The organism is Thalassolituus pacificus, from assembly GCF_025318105.1.
GTDB classification, from domain to species: Bacteria; Pseudomonadota; Gammaproteobacteria; order Pseudomonadales; family Oceanobacteraceae; genus Venatoribacter; species Venatoribacter pacificus.
Window position 1 is genome coordinate 89,451 of record NZ_JAOANI010000019.1, and the last position, 18,508, is coordinate 107,958.

At 53.1% G+C, this 18,508-nt stretch carries 17 protein-coding genes; 9 read left to right on the plus strand and 8 right to left on the minus strand.

Features of this window, described 5'->3' with window-relative positions; all coding sequences use genetic code 11:
- Window positions 1–11: 11 nt before the first annotated feature.
- Window positions 12–728 carry a pseudouridine synthase gene (locus NYR02_RS11000; protein WP_260976417.1) on the minus strand — a complete coding sequence of 239 codons (717 nt, stop codon included), beginning with the start codon at window positions 726–728 and terminating at the stop codon, window positions 12–14.
- 232 nt (window positions 729–960) lie between these two features.
- Here NYR02_RS11000 and NYR02_RS11005 point away from each other — a divergent pair, with 232 nt between their 5' ends.
- The 5 genes from NYR02_RS11005 (at window position 961) to NYR02_RS11025 (ending at window position 6,663) form a co-directional block, all read left to right on the plus strand.
- Complete coding sequence (locus tag NYR02_RS11005; RefSeq protein WP_260976418.1) at window positions 961–2,220, plus strand: dicarboxylate/amino acid:cation symporter; 1,260 nt, start codon at window positions 961–963, stop codon at window positions 2,218–2,220.
- A 187-nt stretch (window positions 2,221–2,407) separates the two neighbouring features.
- Window positions 2,408–3,751, plus strand: coding sequence for a 30S ribosomal protein S12 methylthiotransferase RimO (gene rimO / locus NYR02_RS11010; protein WP_260976419.1), 1,344 nt, complete (start codon window positions 2,408–2,410; stop codon window positions 3,749–3,751).
- A 169-nt stretch (window positions 3,752–3,920) separates the two neighbouring features.
- Complete coding sequence (locus tag NYR02_RS11015) at window positions 3,921–4,298, plus strand: helix-turn-helix transcriptional regulator (RefSeq protein ID WP_260976420.1); 378 nt, start codon at window positions 3,921–3,923, stop codon at window positions 4,296–4,298.
- Window positions 4,292–5,620: a type II toxin-antitoxin system HipA family toxin gene (locus NYR02_RS11020; protein WP_260976421.1), complete on the plus strand. Its 1,329-nt coding sequence runs from the start codon at window positions 4,292–4,294 to the stop codon at window positions 5,618–5,620. The genes NYR02_RS11015 and NYR02_RS11020 overlap by 7 nt, the downstream gene beginning before the upstream one ends.
- On the plus strand, window positions 5,617–6,663 hold the full coding sequence (locus NYR02_RS11025) for a tRNA-queuosine alpha-mannosyltransferase domain-containing protein (RefSeq protein WP_260976422.1): 1,047 nt from the start codon (window positions 5,617–5,619) through the stop codon (window positions 6,661–6,663). Before NYR02_RS11020 ends, NYR02_RS11025 begins: the two co-directional genes overlap by 4 nt.
- On the opposite strand, the gene NYR02_RS11030 is transcribed toward NYR02_RS11025, so the two are convergent.
- The 3 genes from NYR02_RS11030 to NYR02_RS11040 form a co-directional block, all read right to left on the minus strand.
- Window positions 6,646–7,776 carry a response regulator gene (locus NYR02_RS11030; RefSeq protein ID WP_260976423.1) on the minus strand — a complete coding sequence of 377 codons (1,131 nt, stop codon included), beginning with the start codon at window positions 7,774–7,776 and terminating at the stop codon, window positions 6,646–6,648. The genes NYR02_RS11025 and NYR02_RS11030 overlap by 18 nt on opposite strands.
- A gap of 347 nt (window positions 7,777–8,123) precedes the next feature.
- Window positions 8,124–8,912, minus strand: a complete 789-nt coding sequence (locus tag NYR02_RS11035; RefSeq protein WP_260976424.1) for a substrate-binding periplasmic protein — start codon at window positions 8,910–8,912, stop codon at window positions 8,124–8,126.
- A 190-nt stretch (window positions 8,913–9,102) separates the two neighbouring features.
- The gene (locus NYR02_RS11040) at window positions 9,103–10,575 is read right to left on the minus strand and encodes a RimK family protein (RefSeq protein ID WP_260976425.1); all 1,473 of its coding nucleotides are present in this window, start codon (window positions 10,573–10,575) and stop codon (window positions 9,103–9,105) included.
- Between the two features lie 339 nt (window positions 10,576–10,914).
- On the opposite strand from NYR02_RS11040, the gene NYR02_RS11045 reads away from it, so the two are divergent.
- Window positions 10,915–12,012 (plus strand): GNAT family N-acetyltransferase/peptidase C39 family protein, encoded by a 1,098-nt coding sequence (locus tag NYR02_RS11045; RefSeq protein ID WP_260976426.1) that lies wholly within the window; start codon window positions 10,915–10,917, stop codon window positions 12,010–12,012.
- Window positions 12,013–12,081: 69 nt separating this feature from the next.
- Here NYR02_RS11045 and NYR02_RS11050 read toward each other — a convergent pair whose 3' ends face one another.
- On the minus strand, window positions 12,082–12,294 hold the full coding sequence (locus NYR02_RS11050; protein WP_260976427.1) for a hypothetical protein: 213 nt from the start codon (window positions 12,292–12,294) through the stop codon (window positions 12,082–12,084).
- Between the two features lie 273 nt (window positions 12,295–12,567).
- On the opposite strand from NYR02_RS11050, the gene NYR02_RS11055 reads away from it, so the two are divergent.
- Complete coding sequence (locus tag NYR02_RS11055; protein WP_260976428.1) at window positions 12,568–14,295, plus strand: endonuclease/exonuclease/phosphatase family protein; 1,728 nt, start codon at window positions 12,568–12,570, stop codon at window positions 14,293–14,295.
- Between the two features lie 70 nt (window positions 14,296–14,365).
- Here NYR02_RS11055 and NYR02_RS11060 read toward each other — a convergent pair whose 3' ends face one another.
- A complete protein-coding gene (locus NYR02_RS11060) occupies window positions 14,366–15,562 on the minus strand; it encodes a GNAT family N-acetyltransferase (RefSeq protein WP_260976429.1) in 1,197 nt (398 codons plus the stop codon).
- Window positions 15,563–15,699: 137 nt separating this feature from the next.
- Between NYR02_RS11060 and NYR02_RS11065 the strand changes: the two genes are divergently transcribed.
- The gene (locus NYR02_RS11065; protein WP_260976430.1) at window positions 15,700–16,158 is read left to right on the plus strand and encodes an HIT domain-containing protein; all 459 of its coding nucleotides are present in this window, start codon (window positions 15,700–15,702) and stop codon (window positions 16,156–16,158) included.
- Between the two features lie 21 nt (window positions 16,159–16,179).
- Entirely contained in the window at window positions 16,180–16,974 is a 795-nt protein-coding gene (locus NYR02_RS11070) for a hydroxyacylglutathione hydrolase (protein WP_260976431.1), read from the plus strand.
- Window positions 16,975–16,980: 6 nt separating this feature from the next.
- On the opposite strand, the gene NYR02_RS11075 is transcribed toward NYR02_RS11070, so the two are convergent.
- On the minus strand, window positions 16,981–17,790 hold the full coding sequence (locus NYR02_RS11075) for an SGNH/GDSL hydrolase family protein (protein ID WP_260976432.1): 810 nt from the start codon (window positions 17,788–17,790) through the stop codon (window positions 16,981–16,983).
- Entirely contained in the window at window positions 17,787–18,374 is a 588-nt protein-coding gene (locus NYR02_RS11080; protein WP_260976433.1) for a uracil-DNA glycosylase family protein, read from the minus strand. The genes NYR02_RS11075 and NYR02_RS11080 overlap by 4 nt, the downstream gene beginning before the upstream one ends.
- Window positions 18,375–18,508: the final 134 nt, after the last annotated feature.

Below are 18,508 nucleotides of genomic sequence, written 5' to 3' on the forward strand. Positions count from 1 at the left end.
TACGGACTTATTTACTGGCTAACAGGTTTGCCGGCGAGCAGGGCAATTTCAGCCTCGGTCAGGTCACGGAACTCGCCCACCGGCAGGTTGGGGTCGAGTACAAACTCACCCACCTGTTCACGATGCAGGTGCTCGACGTGATTACCCATGGCGGCAAACATACGCCGTACCTGGTGGTAGCGGCCTTCGTGGATGGTCAGCAGCACTTCCCGGTCGCTGATGCGTTGCAGCTGAGCAGGTTTGGTCGGCACCGGATCATCATCGAGCAGAATACCGCGCTCACAGCGTTGCTCTGCGTCGGCACACAGGTCTTCGGCCAGCCAGGCACGGTACACTTTTGGCTGGTGATGACGTGGTGAGGTTAAATGGTGCGACCACTGGCCATCGTCGGTGATCAGCAGCAGGCCGGTGGTATCCAGATCAAGGCGACCGACGGTGTGCATGTCGAGCCGGTTGGTGATGCCTTTGAGTAAATCAAACACCAGCGGGTGAGCGCTGCCACGGTTGGCACAGACATAGCCGGCCGGCTTGTGCAGCAGAATATAGCGGTAGCCTGTTTGCAGAATTAAGCGTTCGCCATCGAGGGTAATCTCATCACTGTCGGCCACTTTGGCCGCCGCACTTTTGGGTTTGACGCCATTGACCAGTACACGGCCGGATTTAACGGCTTTGGTGGCCAGTGAGCGGGTCAGGTCGGTGGTATCGGCTAGGAATTTATCGAGGCGCATGATGAACTGCAGAAAAAGAATGAGGCCGCATTTTATCACGGCGTAGAGAAGGCGTCTGTCCTGCCTGCCGGTTCTGCTTCTGTTGTTCTGGCTGTATCAGTGAGACAAAGCATTCCGGCCTGGAGGTCGTCGGCAACTCTTTGCAACCGGGATAAGCATGCTTTAATAGCGACGCGCACAACACACAACACATAACAAGAACAGCAGGCCGTCAACATAGAAGGGGCAGGGTGTGACAGAACAAAATAGGTGGAACATACGCAGCTATTGGCCGGGCATTAATGCCCAGATTCTGATTGCCGCCGCGGCCGGATTGCTGCTTGGCTACTGGCTGAATGGCCAGAATGCCGCGCCACAGACCCGTGATCAGATTCTGTACGTCGCCGGTCTGGCCGGTGGTGTGTTTATTGATCTGCTGAAAATGGTGCTGATTCCGCTGATCTTTACCTCCATCGTTACCGGAGTCGCGCACTTGCAGGCGCATCGCCAGGCCAGCCGGGTGTGGCGCTATACCTTTGGTTTCTTTGTGCTGTCGATGCTGCTGGCAATGATACTGGCGCTGGTCGCCACCGGCTGGGTCAGACCCGGCGACGGGCTGCAGCTGGATATGTTTGCCGACAGCATGGCCAGCGTCAAAATCACTCAGCTCAGTGGCCCGGAATTTCTTGCCCAGTTTCTGCACAGCCTGTTTTTGAATCCGCTGCAGGCGATGGCCAATGGCAAAATTTTACCCGTGGTGGTGTTTGCCCTGTTTCTCGGTGCGGCGATGGTGAAAGCGGGTGAGCGTAAACAACAGGTACTGGGTGTGTTGCAGGAATTGCTGGAGCTGCTGATGCTCATTATTCAGTGGGTAATGTACCTCGCCCCGCTGGGCGTTTTTGCTTTGCTGACCAAGCTGATGGCCACCCAGGATATGGCGCTGTTGCGTACCATGGGTGAGTTTATTCTGCTGATTTTCGCCATCACGCTGATTCATGGTGTCGTGGTGCTGCCTGGTCTGCTGTATGTATTTACGCGTAAATCGCCGCTGTGGTTGTGGCGCGGAACGCGTCAGGCTCTGGTCACGGCATTTGCCACCAGTTCCAGCGCGGCGACGCTGCCGGTCAGCCTTAAGTGTGCCGAAGAGCAGCTGCAGGTACGTAATGATGTTGCCGGTTTTGTACTGCCGGTGGGGGCGACCATGAACATGGACGGTACAGCACTGTATGAAGCCTCGGCGGCGCTGTTTATTGCCTATCTGGCGGGGGTGGATTTATCCGTCGGCCAGCAGATTATCGTTATGCTGACCGCGATGGTGGCCTCGATGGGCGCACCGGGAATCCCCAGTGCCGGCATGGTGACCATGGTGATGGTGTTGCAATCGGTGGGGTTACCGGCCGAAGCCATCGCCATTCTGCTGCCGATTGACCGCATTCTCGACACTGTGCGTACGGCCGTGAATGTCGAAGGCGACCTGGTCGCTTCAGTGGTGGTGAATGAGCGCCTGGGCTGAACTCCGGTGGTTCAGGGCGGTACAGGCAGTGAAATAGGCAGGTTTGAGCGCAGTCTCTGCAATGACTCTGTCTGCCGACTTCTGTACAATCCGCGCCAATTCTGTTTCCGGTACGCTGCCCCGCGCCGCAATAAAAACAGTGGAGTGATCAACGAGGGCAGCGGCCTTATTCCGTGAGGTTTGTGTTATGTCCGATGGCAAATTGTCTTCCGGCAAGGTTGGTTTTGTCTCCCTTGGCTGTCCCAAAGCGCTGGTGGATTCTGAAAAGATCCTGACCCAGCTGAAAATGGATGGCTATGACGTGGTGAACAGCTACGACAACGCCGACGTGGTGGTGGTGAATACCTGTGGCTTTATCGATGCCGCCAAGCAGGAATCGCTGGATGCCATCCGCGAGGCCATGACCGAAAACGGCAAGGTGATCGTGACCGGCTGCATGGGCAAAGGCAAAGATGCCGAAACCATCAGAGAACTGAACCCTGGCATTCTGGCTGTTACCGGCCCGCAAGCTTATGAAGAAGTAATGACCGCCGTGCACGAGTGGGTGCCGCCGGTGGCGCAGGAACATAACCCGTATATTGATCTGGTGCCGCCGCAGGGTGTGAAGCTGACGCCGCGCCATTACTCCTACCTGAAAATTTCCGAAGGCTGTAACCACAGCTGCACCTTCTGCATCATTCCGGATATGCGTGGCAAGCATGTCAGCCGTCCGATTGGTGATGTGCTGGACGAAGCCAAGCGTCTGGTGGCGGCGGGCACCCGTGAGCTGCTGGTGATTTCGCAGGATACCTCGGCGTATGGCGTTGATCTGAAATACCGTACCGGTTTCTGGGACGGTAAGCCGGTTAAAACCAAACTCTACGATCTGTGCAAAGAACTGGGCGAACTGGGTGCCTGGGTGCGTCTGCACTATGTGTACCCGTACCCAAGCGTGGATGACATTATGCCTTTGATGGCCGAAGGCAAAATTCTGCCGTATCTGGATATTCCGTTTCAGCACGCCAGTCCGCGTATTCTGAAGCTGATGAAACGTCCGGCCCATGCTGAGAACACGCTGGAGCGTATCCATAAATGGCGCGCCCAGGTGCCGGATCTGGTGATCCGTTCGACCTTTGTGGTCGGCTTCCCCGGTGAAACCGAAGAAGACTTCCAGATGCTGCTCGACTGGCTGGAGGAAGCGGAGCTCGACCGCGTTGGCTGCTTTAAATACAGCCCGGTGGAAGGCGCGAAAGCCAACGATCTGCCGGACCATGTGCCGGAAGAGATTCAGCAGGAGCGCTTTGATCGCTTTATGCAGGCGCAGCAGGCGATCAGTGCACGTAAGCTGCAGCGTAAAATCGGTAGCCGTATGACGGTCATCATTGATGAAGTGGACGAAGAGGGCGCGGTTGCCCGTTCCGCCGCCGATGCGCCGAATATTGATGGTATGGTGTACCTGAATGATTTCTTCGATTGTCAGCCGGGCGATTTTGTTGAGGTTGAGATCGAGCACGCCGATGAGTACGACCTGTGGGCATCACCGGTGGTCTGATGTCTATTTGAAAAGATGATGATCTTATAAAGTCCCTTTTCAGGGACTTTATTTTGTCTTTTTGCTATTAAAGTCCTATTTGTCGATCTTTATGGTGTATTGACTTTAATGTCCCTCAGTGGGATCTTAGTGGCTATTATTAGTTATTAAGTCCACTTTTGGTTGCTTTATGCCATCTTCATCTGCTGCTTATTCCGATTTGTCTCCCGCTGCCCTCAGCGAGCTGCTGGGTGAGCGCCTGAAGCTGGCACGGCTGAATCAGGATCTGACTCAGGCTCAGGTTGCTGAGCAGGCGGGTGTCAGCCGTAAAGTCGTGATCAATGCCGAAAAGGGCAAAGCATCGCTGGAAGTGTTTGTTGCTGTCTTGCAGGCGCTGAATCAGGTGTCGCAGCTGGATCAGTTTTTGCCGCCGCAGACCTTATCGCCTTTGCAGCTGGCAAAGCTGCAGGGGAAGCGTCGCCAGCGGGCTTCAGGTCTGGGTCTGGATTTTGTGCAGGGGCAGCAGGCTGCTGATACGGGACCGGCAGAGGAGGGCGGCTCATGGTGATGGAGGCAATCCGGGTGCAATACGCCGAGGGTGCTGTAACCCATTCTGTGGGAGCGGTCAGCTTTGATACCGCTAGCGGACAGGGGGCATTTGAGTACAGCCCGGAATTTATCCGCAGTGGCATCGAATTAGCACCTCTGACCATGCCTCTGGCGGCGGGTGTTTATCGTTTTCCGCAACTTGGCTTCGCCACCTTTAAAGGCTTACCCGGTTTAATTGCCGACTCGCTGCCGGATGACTTTGGTAATGCGGTATTAAACGCCTGGGTTGCCAGTCGCGGTAAGCGCCCGCAGGACATCACGCCACTGCAACGTCTGCAGTACACCGGTAAACGTGGCATGGGTGCGCTGGAATTTGCACCGGCGACGCGGCTGAAAAGTCTGAATGCCTCGCAGCAGGTGGACATTCATGCGCTGGTGGAAATCGCGCAGGATATTCTCGATAAGCGCAGTAATTTTCAGGTGACGCTTGGTCAGCACGGTGCCGATGATAAAGAAGCCATGCTGGCGCTGTTATCGGTGGGCATGAGTGCTGGTGGCGCACGGCCTAAAGCTGTACTGGCCTTTAACGACGATTTTACTCAGGCGCGCTCCGGGCAGACCGATGTACCGGCAGGGTTCAGTCAGTATCTGATGAAGTTTGATGGTGTCAGTGAACACAATCAGAATACAGAAACCTTTGGTGATCCTATGGGTTATGGCGCCATGGAATATGTCTATGCGCAGATGGCTCAGGCCTGCGGCATTCAGATGATGCCCTGTTATTTATTGGCAGAAGGTAATCGCCGCCATTTTCTGACCCGGCGATTTGATCGCGCGGGTAACGACAAAATTCATATGCAGACGCTTAATGGTCTGGCGCATGTGGATTATATAAAACCGGGCAGTTTTTCCTACGCCGAAGTGTTTGCCGTAGCGCGCCGGTTAAAACTGAGTGCGGCTGAAGCAGAACAGATTCTGCGCCGTATGATATTTAATATCGTTGGCCGTAATCATGATGACCATGCCAAAAATACCGCCTTTCTGTACCGTAACCGGAAATGGTCGCTGGCACCGGCTTATGATCTGGCATACAGCTATAAACCCGGCAGTCCCTGGGTAAACAGCCATTGGATGAGTTTAAACGGCAAACGGGATGGCTTTACCCGTGAAGATATTTATTCGCTGGAAAAGCTCAGTCCGTTATTCAGCCGTAAAAAACTGAATGCGGTGATTGATGAAATCGTTGAGCAGGTTTCCCGTTGGCCCCAGCTGGCCAGAGAACAGGGCGTACCGGCATCACTGGCGACTGAAATCACCGCCAATTTGCGCTTGAGCTTATGAGTAAAAAAATTCTTCTGCTGTCTGCCTACCGCTCCGACAGTCACGCCAGCTGGGTGAATTGGCTGACGCAGAATCTGGCCGCTGACTGGCGTGTGCTGGAATTGCCAGGGCGTTATTTCCGCTGGCGCATTCGCGGTAATCCACTCAGCTGGCTGGATGAATTGCCTGAACTTCTGCACGATTGGCAACCTGAGCGTATTCTGGCCACCTCGATGGTGGATATCGCCACTATTAAGGGCTTGGTTCCGCAACTGGCTGTGGTGCCGGTCAGTTATTATTTTCACGAAAACCAGTTTGCGTATCCGCAGGGAGAAGGCCAGCACGATTCGGTTGATCCGATGATGGTGCAGCTGTATGGCGCGCTGGCGGCGGATGAGTGCTTATTTAATTCTGATTTTAACCGCCAGACGTTTTTAACCGGTGTGGATGCACTGTTAAAAAAACTGCCGGATTGTAAACCATCGTCGTTATCTGATCGTCTCAGGAAAAAATCCACAATATTACCGGTGCCGGTTAACGCTGTTATGGCGGGAGAAAAAATCCCGGGTCTTATTGTCTGGAATCACCGCTGGGAATACGACAAAAAGCCAGAGAATTTTTTACAGTTACTGCAGTTACTGAAAGCTCAGGGCGTTGATTTTAAATTGGCGCTGCTGGGTGCTCGGGCGCAAAAAACACCCGCGGCCCTGAACCAGATCCGCACTGAATTTTCTGCGCAGATTCTGGTGGATGGAATGCTTAGCCGAACGGATTATAAATATTGGCTGGGGGCCGCTCAGGTGGTGGTCAGTACCGCCATTCATGAGTTTCAGGGGTTGTCGGTGCATGAGGCCGTCAGTGCCGGAGCGGTACCGGTCGTGCCGGATGATCTGTGCTACCGCGAACAATATCCGGCAGCGCTGCGTTATCCGCCCGCAGATACTGGCGCGGCGGCGACTATTATTCGCGCAGTATTGTCTGACAGTGATCGTCGCTTACCACCGGCAACAGTGACCAGTTCCGCCGATGCCTGGCAGCAATGGTTTTCACTGTTGCGCCAGTAAATCGTACAAGGCTTCAAGAATATGGCTGAGGTTATTGTCCAGAGTTTTAGTTTTTTCAGCAGTTTTGTCTAGCGTCGCCGTGGTTTGATTTGCAAGTGCCATTAGCTGTTTCTCCTGATCTTCCTCTAAGCCTAAAGTGAATAGCATGGCTTCGAGTTTTGTTACCATATTGTTGGCAATATTGGTTACATTTTCGGAGTAATTACGGATTTCTCTATTCGTTTCTTCGATGTTCTTCTCAGCTTTCTCGATAACATCATGGAGCAGCTTTATTCTCTGCTGATGTTTTTCCTGTGACACACTTGAAATAGCATTGGCTCTGCTATTGGCAACATCAATAAGAACGGCTAGGTGGTCATTCAAGCGACCGTATTTTATTTCATCGTTAAGTGGCATGTTTTTAATCAGGATAATTATCATTCCATAGCAAATGACAGTACGGATGCCAGCATGAGTAATACGTTGATTGGCATCGCGGAATTTCATCAGTACTTTTGCCTCTATAGATTCCTCCTCGCAGCCGAGCAAAACAGGTTTTTTGTCGGCAATTAAAACACAGCAATTGAGGCCGAATTTTGCTGTAATGGAAATAATTGCTTCAGCAAGAATGTCATTGCTATGAATGGCCTGTACGTCTTTTACAAAGTGGATAATCTGCCCCAACTCGCTGGAGCTGGTCATGGCTTCCATCGCCACGTTCATGGCTTCCTGGGATTGGGCGATGGCTTGTTTGCGGTCGATGCCGCGCTGCAGTTGGATGTGCATTTTTTCCAGCAGCAGGGTTCCGTCGACGGGCTTGGTCAGGTAGTCATCGGCCCCGGCTTCAAACCCTTCCAGACGTTCTTCCGGGCTGTCTTTGGCGGAAACAAAAATGACCGGAGTACTTTTGCTTTTCGCCAGTTTACGAATGGCAATGCAGGTGTGATAGCCGCTGATGCCGGGCATGCTGACATCCAATAAAATCAGATCAGGCTCTTCCTGCTCCAGCAATGCCAGGCACTGCTCGCCGGAATCGGCTTCCATCAGCCGGTATTCATCTTCCAGCAGACTGCGCAGAAGCAGGCGATTGTCGGCGGCATCGTCGACAATAAAGACAAGCGGTTTGGGCGTCATGCACACACTCCGTCAATATTGGCCAGTTGTTATATAAGTGGTCAATGCGTTCATTAGAGCTACCGATATTCATGTGGCAAGTCAGACAGTCATTGCCTGTACGGTGCGCAGATTAAGAGTTTAGTCATCATTATGGTTATTCTGAGTCTAGTCACTGCGGGGGAGGTATCAATGCCGCGTGGTCTTTTTGCTGTGTCGTCTTATTGCTGTGGCAGGTGATGCGGTTGTGGCAGGTGTGCGGTGGCAGCGTTGGAGAGTCAGCAGTAAAGACGTTGAATACGGAATGGGGAGGGTGCATCAGCCTGTCAACAGACAGGCTGATGCAAGGGCGCTCTGGCGGGCGTCAGTCAGAGGGCTTTGTTGGCTCTGTCTTTGACCGACAGCGGAATGTCGGCTTCCCATTTTTCATAGAGGTTAAGCAGCTTTTTCTCGCGATACAGCACCGGAATGCGTTCGTTGTATATATCAATCAGCATCTGTGACAGCGGGGTGTTGGCAAAAGCAATGTAAACATCTTTGCCATTGGGCATCTCATTCATAACGTAGCGCGTCATATCCTGACCACTGGCGGATACCGCTTCAGCGATTTCATCCCACTCATCAATCATGTAGTCAATTTTGCCAGCGTCCAGCAGCTCAAGACCCTGTGCGGTGGTACGGTATTGCACCAGTTCAAAGGTCTGATCTTCTTTGGCGATGACATCGTAGTCTTTGATCCAGCCGACTTTTTTGCCCGCCAGGCTGGCCGTACCATCCCAGGGAAGATTGCGGCTGGCTTTGCTTAATACCGACATATATTCAACATCAATGGCGTAGTCGGGGAAGAGCAGCTCCTCTTCGGTATTTTTATTTTCACCGACGATGGCGTTGTAAACGCGGTATTTGGTGACCATTTTCATCGCCCGGTTCCAGGGCACAATGGCTGTTTTTACTTTCACCTGCACCGGTTCGTAGACCGCTTTCAGGACTTCCCAGTAAAGACCACTGCCGTCAGCATTGGTGAAGCCTTCCCACTCGGGAGCAACCACGCTGATCGATTTAATATTGTCACGGGTAAAGACAGACGTTTGTTCGGCGGCATTGGCCGGGAGCAGAAAGCTGCCAGCAGACAGCAAAAATATAAGGGACTTGAACATGAAAGGGCCTTGGCTTGAGTGATTGTATAATCTTAACACTTGTACAGCCATGTATCGGTTCATGTTGCCTGGAATGACAAAAAAGTCTGCGGAATTGCGTAACAGTTCCCATGAATTACAAAAAAAACGCAGAAGATCGAAGTGCTTCTGCGTTTGAATTGCTACTGACTTTTTTATATTCAGAGATGCCTTAATTACGGCCGTTCAATGCATCCAGTTTACGCAGCATGATGCCCATTATCTGTTGATACAACAGACTGCCGCTGTGCAGGTCTTCAACGCCGAGGTCGATGCTGGGGTTGTCGTTAACTTCAATAATAACGGCACGGTCGCCGCTTTCTTTCAGGTCGACACCATAAAATCCATCGCCCATGCATTTGGCCGCTTTGAGGGCGGTTTTAATGACTTTTTTCGGTACTTTATCCACCGACATCGCATCGGCATTGCCGGATTTATGCGAGCGCGCGCTGTGGTTGTAAATCTGCCAGTGGCTTTTGGCCATAAAGTAGCGGCAGGCGTAAATGACCTGATTATCCATAATGCCGATACGCCAGTCGTAATCGGTGGGCATAAACTCCTGCAGCAGCAAAATTGCCGAGCGTTGGCTCAGGCGGTCAATGCATTCAATCAACTGCTCGCGGTCCTTGGCTTTTTCTACGCCGATTGAAAACGAGCCGTCCGGCACTTTGACGATAACCGGTAAACCTAATTCGGCAATCAAACCGTCGAGATCGTAGGGGCGTGTGCCCATAATCAACCGGGTTTTGGGCGTATCGACTTCAAAGCGCTGTAAGCGTTCATGCAGATACACTTTGTTGGAACAACGCATAATGTCCGTCGGGCTGTCGATGACCAGCAATCCCTGATTTTCTGCGCTCTGAGCAATCTGATAGGTGTGATGATCCACGCGGGTGGTTTCACGGATAAACAGAGCGTCGTATTCACCAATACGGGATGCATCTTTCCAGGTGATGAAATCGACATTCAGACCTAAGTCTTTACCGGCTTTTTCAAAGGCTTTTAAGGCGCCTTTGTTGGATGGCGGCAATGCTTCTTCCGGGTTGTGCAGAATGGCGAGGTCGTATTTAAAGCGTTTACCGGAACGGCGGTTGCGCCAGATTTTATGGCTGAACGTGTTCAGCGCTTCGGCAAACTGGGTTTGTCCGGCGTCGTCGAGATCATCCAGCGAACAGCAGGTCACCGTACTGATGGTCCACACACCGGGCTGGTGGCGGGTCAGGGTGATATCCAGTACCGGAAAAGCAAAGGTATCAAAAATACGGCGGGCAACACCGGCCAGCTCTGGCTGATCGCTCTGGCCGAAATAAATCCGCATCGCCAGTTGTTGATTGTCGGCATCACGTTTTTTGTAGCGCGTGTCGAGCTGACGGCCGTAGCGTAATGGCAGTGGCTGTCCGGCTTCGAAACTGTTCAGCTCGCGGATGGCGCGTACGGATGGGAATACCTGTCCACCCCGGGCTTCGGCCAATAAAGAGCCGTAGTAGCCGGTACTCAGATAACTGTAGTCGCGGCACAGGTTGATGACATAGCCGCGGGTCTCGGCAAAGTCGCGCAGGTATTGCTCTATCGCAATCACCTGATTGGTCGGATAAAACGGACTCCAGTCCGTGAGCTGGTCGACGAGCACGAGCAAAGGTTTCATAACATATTCCGCAGAGCGAGACCGATAAAAATAAAGTGATTGCTGAGCCTTAACGGTGTCACATTGCACGTTGGCAGGATGCTCTGGTTCGTGGGCCTGAAGAGGCAAAAGAAAAAGGGCTGTCCGTGGCCTGGCGCTTGTGATCATCAGCAGGCGGCAAGCACCAGAACAGTGCCAGCCGAAAGGTCATAGTATGCAGTGAACAGCGCTTCTGCCAGTAAAAAATAGCCGTGGCGCTACTTTTTTTCAGTGGCCGTGAAGACTATGCTCAGCGGCGTTATCAGTTGTGTATTAACCTGCACGGCTGAGTCTCATTTATGCCACTCATAACGGATTTTTATGCACCCTCGTATGGCCGAATTGGCCGATGTTCCGGCGCTCAGTGTGCTTGAGTCACAGGTATTCAGCGGTGACTGTCTGAATGCCCGGCGTTTCCGGCATTTTATCCGCAGTGAACACAGCGAGCTGTGGTGTTTGGGCAATGAACAGGGCGTGTTGCTGGCGTATGCTCTGGTGCTGTTTCATCGTGGCACATCACTGGCGCGGCTGTATTCGCTGGCGGTGGCTCCGGCCGCGCGCGGACAAGGGCTGGGGTTGCAGTTACTGGGCTGGGTGGAAGAGCGTGCGCTGGCGCGCCATGTGTTATTTATGCGGCTGGAGGTGCGTAAAGATAACCTTAACGCGCTGTCTTTGTATGAACGTAATGGCTACCGCAAGCTGCGCAGTCTTAAGCACTATTATGAAGACGGTGGCGATGGCTGGCGCATGGAGAAGCATTTGCGCGGGGCAATCCCTATTCCGGAGACCATTCCGTTTTATGCGCAGACCACACCGTTCACCTGCGGTCCGTCGGCATTGCTGATGGCCATGCGCAGTCTGGATAAAGGCATTGCTCTGAATCGCCTGCACGAACTCAATTTGTGGCGTGAAGCCACGACCATTTACCTGACCACCGGCCACGGCGGAACGTCACCGCAAGGTCTGGCGCTGGCGGCTCACCATCGCGGGTTTGATGTGCGGCTGTGGCTGTCGGATATCCGTGTGGCATTTCTGGACGGTGTGCGCAGCGAACATAAACGTGAAGTGATCCAGCTGGTGGGGGATGATTTTCAGAACCGCTGTGATGTGGCAGGCATCATGATCGACGTAGGCAATAAAAGCGTGGATGATTTACGTCAGGCGCTGGCGGCGGGATATCGCATTCTGTTGTTGATCAGCACCTGGCGGCTGAATCGTAATAAAGCGCCGCATTGGGTGTGGCTGGTGGCCATGGACGACGACTACGCCTATATCAACGATCCGGATGTGGATGCCGACCTGGATCAGGTTGCGACCGACAACCTGTATGTGCCGGTCAGTCTGGAAAATCTGGCGCGTATGATTCAGTACGGCAGCGCGCAGTATGGGGCGGCGGTGTTGTTGTCGGTCAAAAGCTGACGCGTTAATGCATTAAGAGGGCTGCGCTAAAAGGCTGCGTTTACGTTCTGAGGTAGTCTCCCCTATGCTTCAGGACGCTGCGTGTACATAAGGCTCGGTGCGTTCCGGGTCATACAGCTCATCAAATTCGGCGGCGCGCTCTGAGCGCAGCGCTACCCAGCCGGCCACATCTTCGCGCCATTCTTCCATCGGCCGTATCAGCGGTGCGGCCAGCATTTTGGCCTCGGTGCCTCGGGAAGCAAATACCAGAACCTGTTCCACTTTGTATGCCTGTAATGCCATGTCTGTTACTCCGCGATTATCTGACTCTGTGCCGGTAGTGAGTGCTGCGACTAGGTGGCACTTTATACCAGAATAGAGGCGCTCAGCCTATGCCGGACCTGTGCCCAGGATGATCTCCGGTCATCAAAAAACAGCATAAGTGGCGCGAAAAAACGTAACAAAAACAAAGAGTTCTGAGATATGCTGGACGAAAGTCCAGGAAGGGCTGCGCTGAATATTCTCCGCTGACAGCGACTTATTAATCCGCTAACGATGACAACCAAGAGATTCCCTATGCCGAACCTTGTCCGTTTCCGTTCCACTGCACAGATCAGTGCTGCCGCGTTATTGCTGGTGGCTTCGTCCGGTGCATTGGCGATGTCGCAGCCACCGCAGTCGCTGAACAGTGAGATCGTATTGACCAACAGCACGCTGGAGACTCTGCAGGTAAGCCTGCAGGGTACTGCTAATGCTGAACTGCTCAGCGCCGAAGTACCGCCGCTGGCAACCCGTACTCTGGCCCGCCTGACCCGTGATGCCGCGACCGACAGCAGCCTGGTGCTGAATCTGAGTTCCGATGCCGATCAGTTTGTATTGCAGCAAAATACTGCAGGCCTGAACGTCAGCTTTACCGCCAGTGGTAATGGCTGGAATCTGGCTGGTCAGAGTGACGAAAACATTCATCGTCAGGCGGCCAATATTGAAGGCCGCGCCGCCACACTGGCGGTAAAAGGTGAGAGCCTGAACGACGGCGGTGTTATCCGCTATGTGTTGCAGGAGCAGGATAATAAGCCTGTGGCCGCAGCACCCGGCGATTTCAGCCTGCTCAGTTATAACATCTGGGCGACCACCATTTTCGGCTCGAAAAAAGTATCCACCCGTCTGACGCAAATGCCGGAAGTGATGGCTGGCTACGATGCGCTGGTGCTGACCGAAGTGTTTGATCTGGCCGAAAGCAACGCGCTGCTCGACGATCTGCGTGCAGAATACCCGTATCAGACCGGCGATATTTTTAAACTCGGTAAGGTGCTCGGTTCCGGCACACGCATTCTGTCGCGCTGGCCAATTGTGTTGGAAGACTCGCACGCTTACAGCGATTGTGACGGCATTCAGTGTGCGGCTACGCGTGGGGTGATTTATGCGAAGTTGAACAAGCAGGGCAAAACGTATCACCTGTTCGCCACCCATACCCAGTCGTCCGATGACGATGCCAATCGCAACGCCCGTCTGGCACAGTTGCAGGAAATGGGGGATTACATCCGCAGCCTGAACCTGCCTGCGGATGAGCCGGTGCTGATGGCCGGTGACTTTAACGTTAATAAAATCGGCCTGCCGCAGGATCGTGATTACCTCGAAGCTGTGCTGAATGCCCGTGAGCCTCAGAATACCGGCCATACGCTGAGTTTCGATTCCAATACCAACCATTGGGCGGAAGCGCCGTATCTGGAATACCTGGATTACACCCTGGTCAGCAATGTTAACCAGCCGGCAGTGAGTGCCACGCAGGAAATTATTGCGCCGCGTTCGCTGCAGGATAACCTCTGGGGCGAATGGGATTTATCGGATCATTATGCCGCCCGTGGTTTGTTCCGCTTTGATGACAGCAATGTCGTCCGCAGCGCATTTCCTTATGCCGGTGACGTGGTGCATCTGCAAACTTCGAATGGCCAGTACCTGCGTGCCATGAGTGGGGGGGGCAGCTTTGTCTCGGCGGGTTCATCGCAGGTCGGAACCTGGGAAAGCTTTATTATGGCCAGTCTGGCTGACGGTAAAGTGGCTCTGCAGGCGCGCAATGGCGGTTATGTTGGTCTTCATTCTTACCTGTTGGGCACCCTGACCACGGGACACAGTAAAGACAGTGCAGCAGCGCAGTTTGAACTGGTAAATCTCGGTAATAACCGTGTAGCGCTGAAAGCCGATAACGGCAAATATCTGCGTGCCGATTTTGGCGGTGGTGCCGGTGCCAGCGCTGGTTCCGCCAATATTGGCGCGAATCAGACCTTTGTGCTGATTCGCCCATAAAGCGGAGTTTTAGCAGACATAAAAAAACGGAGCAGCAGCTCCGTTTTTTTATTGCCGTTGTTAAACTACTTCAGCTTTTAAACGGCAGCAGGCTGCGTGCCTGTTGCTCATAAATAATAACCTGAGATTCTTCTTCCCGGGCGAATTGTGCAACGGCCTGCTGGAATTCCGGCTGCATTAACTGGTGATAACTGAAGGTGCTGACCGGAGTAAAGCCACGGCTGATTTTATGTTCTCCCTGGGTTCCCGGATCAAAACGTTGCAGGTTATGCTTTATGCAAAATTCAATGCCCTGATAATAACAGGCTTCAAAATGCAGACCGTCGATGTCTTGCTGGCTGCCCCAGTAGCGACCGTAGAGCGTGGTGTCATCAAAAAAATACAGGGCAGAGGCCAGAGGCTGGCCATCTTTTTCAGCCTGTACCAGTAACATCTGTGCGGATAAATGCTGACGGCAACATTGAAAAAAAGCTTCGTTTAAATAGCCCTGAGAGCGTCGGCGCCAATAGGTCAATTGGTAACATTGGTAGAAAAAATGCAAGTCGGCAGTACTGATCTCGTCGGCGGTTTTTTGCACGATATTAATGCCCGCTTCCTGCAGTCGCTGACGTTCTTTGCGCACATTTTTGCGTTTGCGGCTGGCAAAAGACTGCAGGTAATGATCAAAACTTATATAGCCCTGATTAAACCAGTGAAATTGACAGCCACGGCGACGCACGGCGGCTAATGGATTGTCTGGCCGCGGCTGTGCGCACAGCGTGTCGAGTAATGGCCGGGTTGTATTGTCGATAAAATTCAGATGCCAGCCGGATAAATGTTGCTCTGCGCATAAGGTGTGTACGGCATGAATCGCATCCTGCCAATATTGTTGCCGCCGTCCATCTGAGGTTGCGTTATGCAGCAGGCGTGGGCCGCTGGCAGGCGTGAAGGGTACCGCCCACAACAGCTTGGGATAATATTCCAGGCCATAACGCTGATAGGCCTCAGCCCAGCTCCAGTCAAAAACATATTCGCCATAACTGTGGTCTTTGCGGAAGCAGGGAATAATCAGTTCTGCTTCGCCCTGCGCGTTGTGCCGAACCAGATAATGAGCCAGCCAACCGCTGGCGTGCGTAGCGGTACCGGTGCCAATGCAGCCACTGTCTTCCAGCGCCGCAAGAAACTGATAATTCAGAAACGGGTACGTTCCGCCGCTGTTCAGCTGCAGTGCCTGCCATTGTGCTTCAGGAATATCGCGGATGGTGGTGATCAGGCGGAAATCCGTCATTAAGAGCGATCCGTAGTGTCTGTTGGCTGTATATCCGTGTCTGGCACAGAATATTTGTCGGCTTATGGGGGAAAGCAGTGACCTTATGCAGGCTCAGGCCTATTATAATGGCTGGAATAACTGCTACGGAGGGAATTATGTTCCGTCTTGATGAACGACTGCAATCGGATACCACCCTGATTGGCCGCCTGCCACTGAGCCAGGTATTGCTTATGAATGACAGCCGTTATCCCTGGGTCATTCTGGTTCCGGCCCGTAACGATGTTTTTGAAATTTATCACCTGTCGGAAGAAGACCGTATTCAACTGGCAAAAGAATCCAGCTGGGTGTTGGAAAAACTGGCGGATCATTTTTCCGCCAAGTCGATGAACGTTGCTGCATTGGGGAATGTCGTGGCGCAGCTGCATGTGCATCATGTTGCCCGTTTCAGCAATGATCCTGCCTGGCCGGGGCCGGTATGGGGACACAGCCCGGCCGTACCTTACAGTGCGGCAGCACTGGAGGAACGCGTGCATGAACTGAAAAGTTTATTTGCCAGTCATTTTGTTGAAGATCTGCACGCTGAGGACGACGAAGAAAACAACGTCTATTGGTAATGTCTGAGCCGGAGAAAATATATGATTGTGTTGCGCCGCTTTATGAATAACCCGCTCAGAAATTTTAATTATCTGATCGCCTGTGAAGAAACCCGTCAGACCATCGCTCTTGATCCGCTTGATGGAGAAGGCATGGTGCAGCTGGCTGCGGAGCACGGGCTGGATATTAAACTGATCGTGAATACCCATGAGCATCATGATCATATTGACGGCAATCCGGCCGTACAGGCGGCCACCGGTGCGCCGATCTGGGCACATAAAAATGCGCTGGGAAAAATCCCCAATCAGGCTCATGGCCTGAGTGCGGGCGACGTTATTGAACTGGGTACTTTGCGTCTGAATGTATTGTTTACACCGGGTCATACACCGGTGCATTTATGCCTGCTGGCACCCGTATCAGAGCGCGATAATGTGCCGGTTTTATTTTCCGGCGATACCCTGTTTAACGCCTGTGCCGGTAATTGCTACAACGGCGGTAATGTCGACACGATGTACGATACCTTTGTTGCTCAATTACTGCCGTTGCCGGATGAAACCTTGCTCTATCCGGGTCACGATTATATGAAGAATAACCTGGCGTTTGCCCTCGACCGGGAACCGGGCAATGCCATGGCGGGCTATTGGGCTGATCAGGTTTCCGCCTTTGCTCCGGATGATATGCCGGTGATGACGCTGGGGCAGGAGCGTGAATACAATCCGTTTTTACGACTGCATGAACCGCTTATTCGTGCGCGCTTAAAAGAGCAGTTTCCGCAGCTGGGTGACGGTGACCGCGATGTATTCCGGGCATTGCGCAGTCTGCGCGATCAATGGTGATCGTGCTCAATGGTGATCGCGCTCAGTGCGATCGCCATCCTGACGAATGTCAGTTATGAGTTGGCGGATTTTTTCGGCAATTCCTTCACCCCAGCGCACATAGCCTTCAGCGTTGGGGTGATAACCATCTTCCGCCATCCATTGAGCCTGCAGCGGCAGTGCTATTGGTACATGGTGCCAGCCGTTTTTCTTGCATAACCCCTGTATGTGTTTGTCCAGTTGCCAGGCCCGCAGTCCGAGAAAACGATTCAGCGGAGTGGGCAGGGCGGGGAAATTCTGCATGGGGGGAATCTGCGTAAAAACCACCGGCGTATTGCGTGGCAGGTGTGAGGATTCATAACGGATAATCTGCTGCAGTTGCTGACGCCATTGTTGTGACGACGTCAGGCCAGTGGTGTCATTGACGCCGAGCGTTATTAATAACACCGCGTGTTGGTTGGATGGCGGAGTCTGTTGTTGCTGATCGTTTTTGCTCATCTCAGCCAGGTCGGCGGCACGGATACCGCTTTGTGCCAGTGCCTGCCAGTGTACGCCCTGATGCTCGTTAGCCAGCGCCCGGGCAATACAGGCCGTCAGGCCATTGTTGATGCTGCGGATACCGACGCCGGCAACGGTACTTTCTCCCAGATGACGCAGCAACAGGCTGTGCTGCGGTTGCTGCAGTTTGGGTTCTTCACCATGACGCAGCCCTGTGGCCTCGGGCAAGCGCAGTGTATCGCGTTTTACGGTTTTTCCCTGCCGTATAATCAACGGCAGCAGGGGCAGTAAGGGCAGGTAGAGGGCGTAGCTCAGCAGCAGTATTATGCGCGATTTCATTCATCAGTTTCCCAGAGGGCATGGATGCGTTGTTGCAGAGCGGGTACGGCGTCCTGTTCAAACCAGGGATGTTTTTTCAGCCACAATTGATTGCGTGGAGAGGGATGTGGCAGGGCAAAAAAATCGTGGGGGAAATCCCGCCAGTGCGCAACGCGTTCGCTCAGGTTGCGATAATCATCGTTTAAATAGTAGTTCTGTGCATATTGCCCGATTAACAGCGTCAGGCGGATATTGGGCATGGCTGCCAGTAATTGTGCATGCCAATGCGGTGCACACTCCGGGCGCGGTGGTAAATCTCCGCCTTTACCTTTTCCCGGGTAGCAAAAACCCATGGGCATAATGGCAACTTTACTCTCGTCATAAAACACATCATTACTAACCCCCAGCCATTGCCGCAGTCGCTGGCCACTGGCATCGTCCCAGGGTATGCCGCTGGCATGGACTTTGGTTCCTGGTGCCTGACCAATAATCAGCAGGCGTGCCGTCGCTGATGCGCGCACAACAGGGCGAGGCCCAAGCGGCAGGTGATGGGTGCAGAGGTCGCAGTGGCGAATGTCGGTCAGTAGAGGAATCAGGTCTGGCATGCTCAGCCGTTGTTGGCGGATTTAATGTATGTTGCCGCTTTGCGCATTGACTAGGGCCTGTCGACACTAATTAAACAGACCTGTTATCGGCTAAAAATTTCTCAGGCAAGGCGCTGAGAGTGTGGCCTAACGGG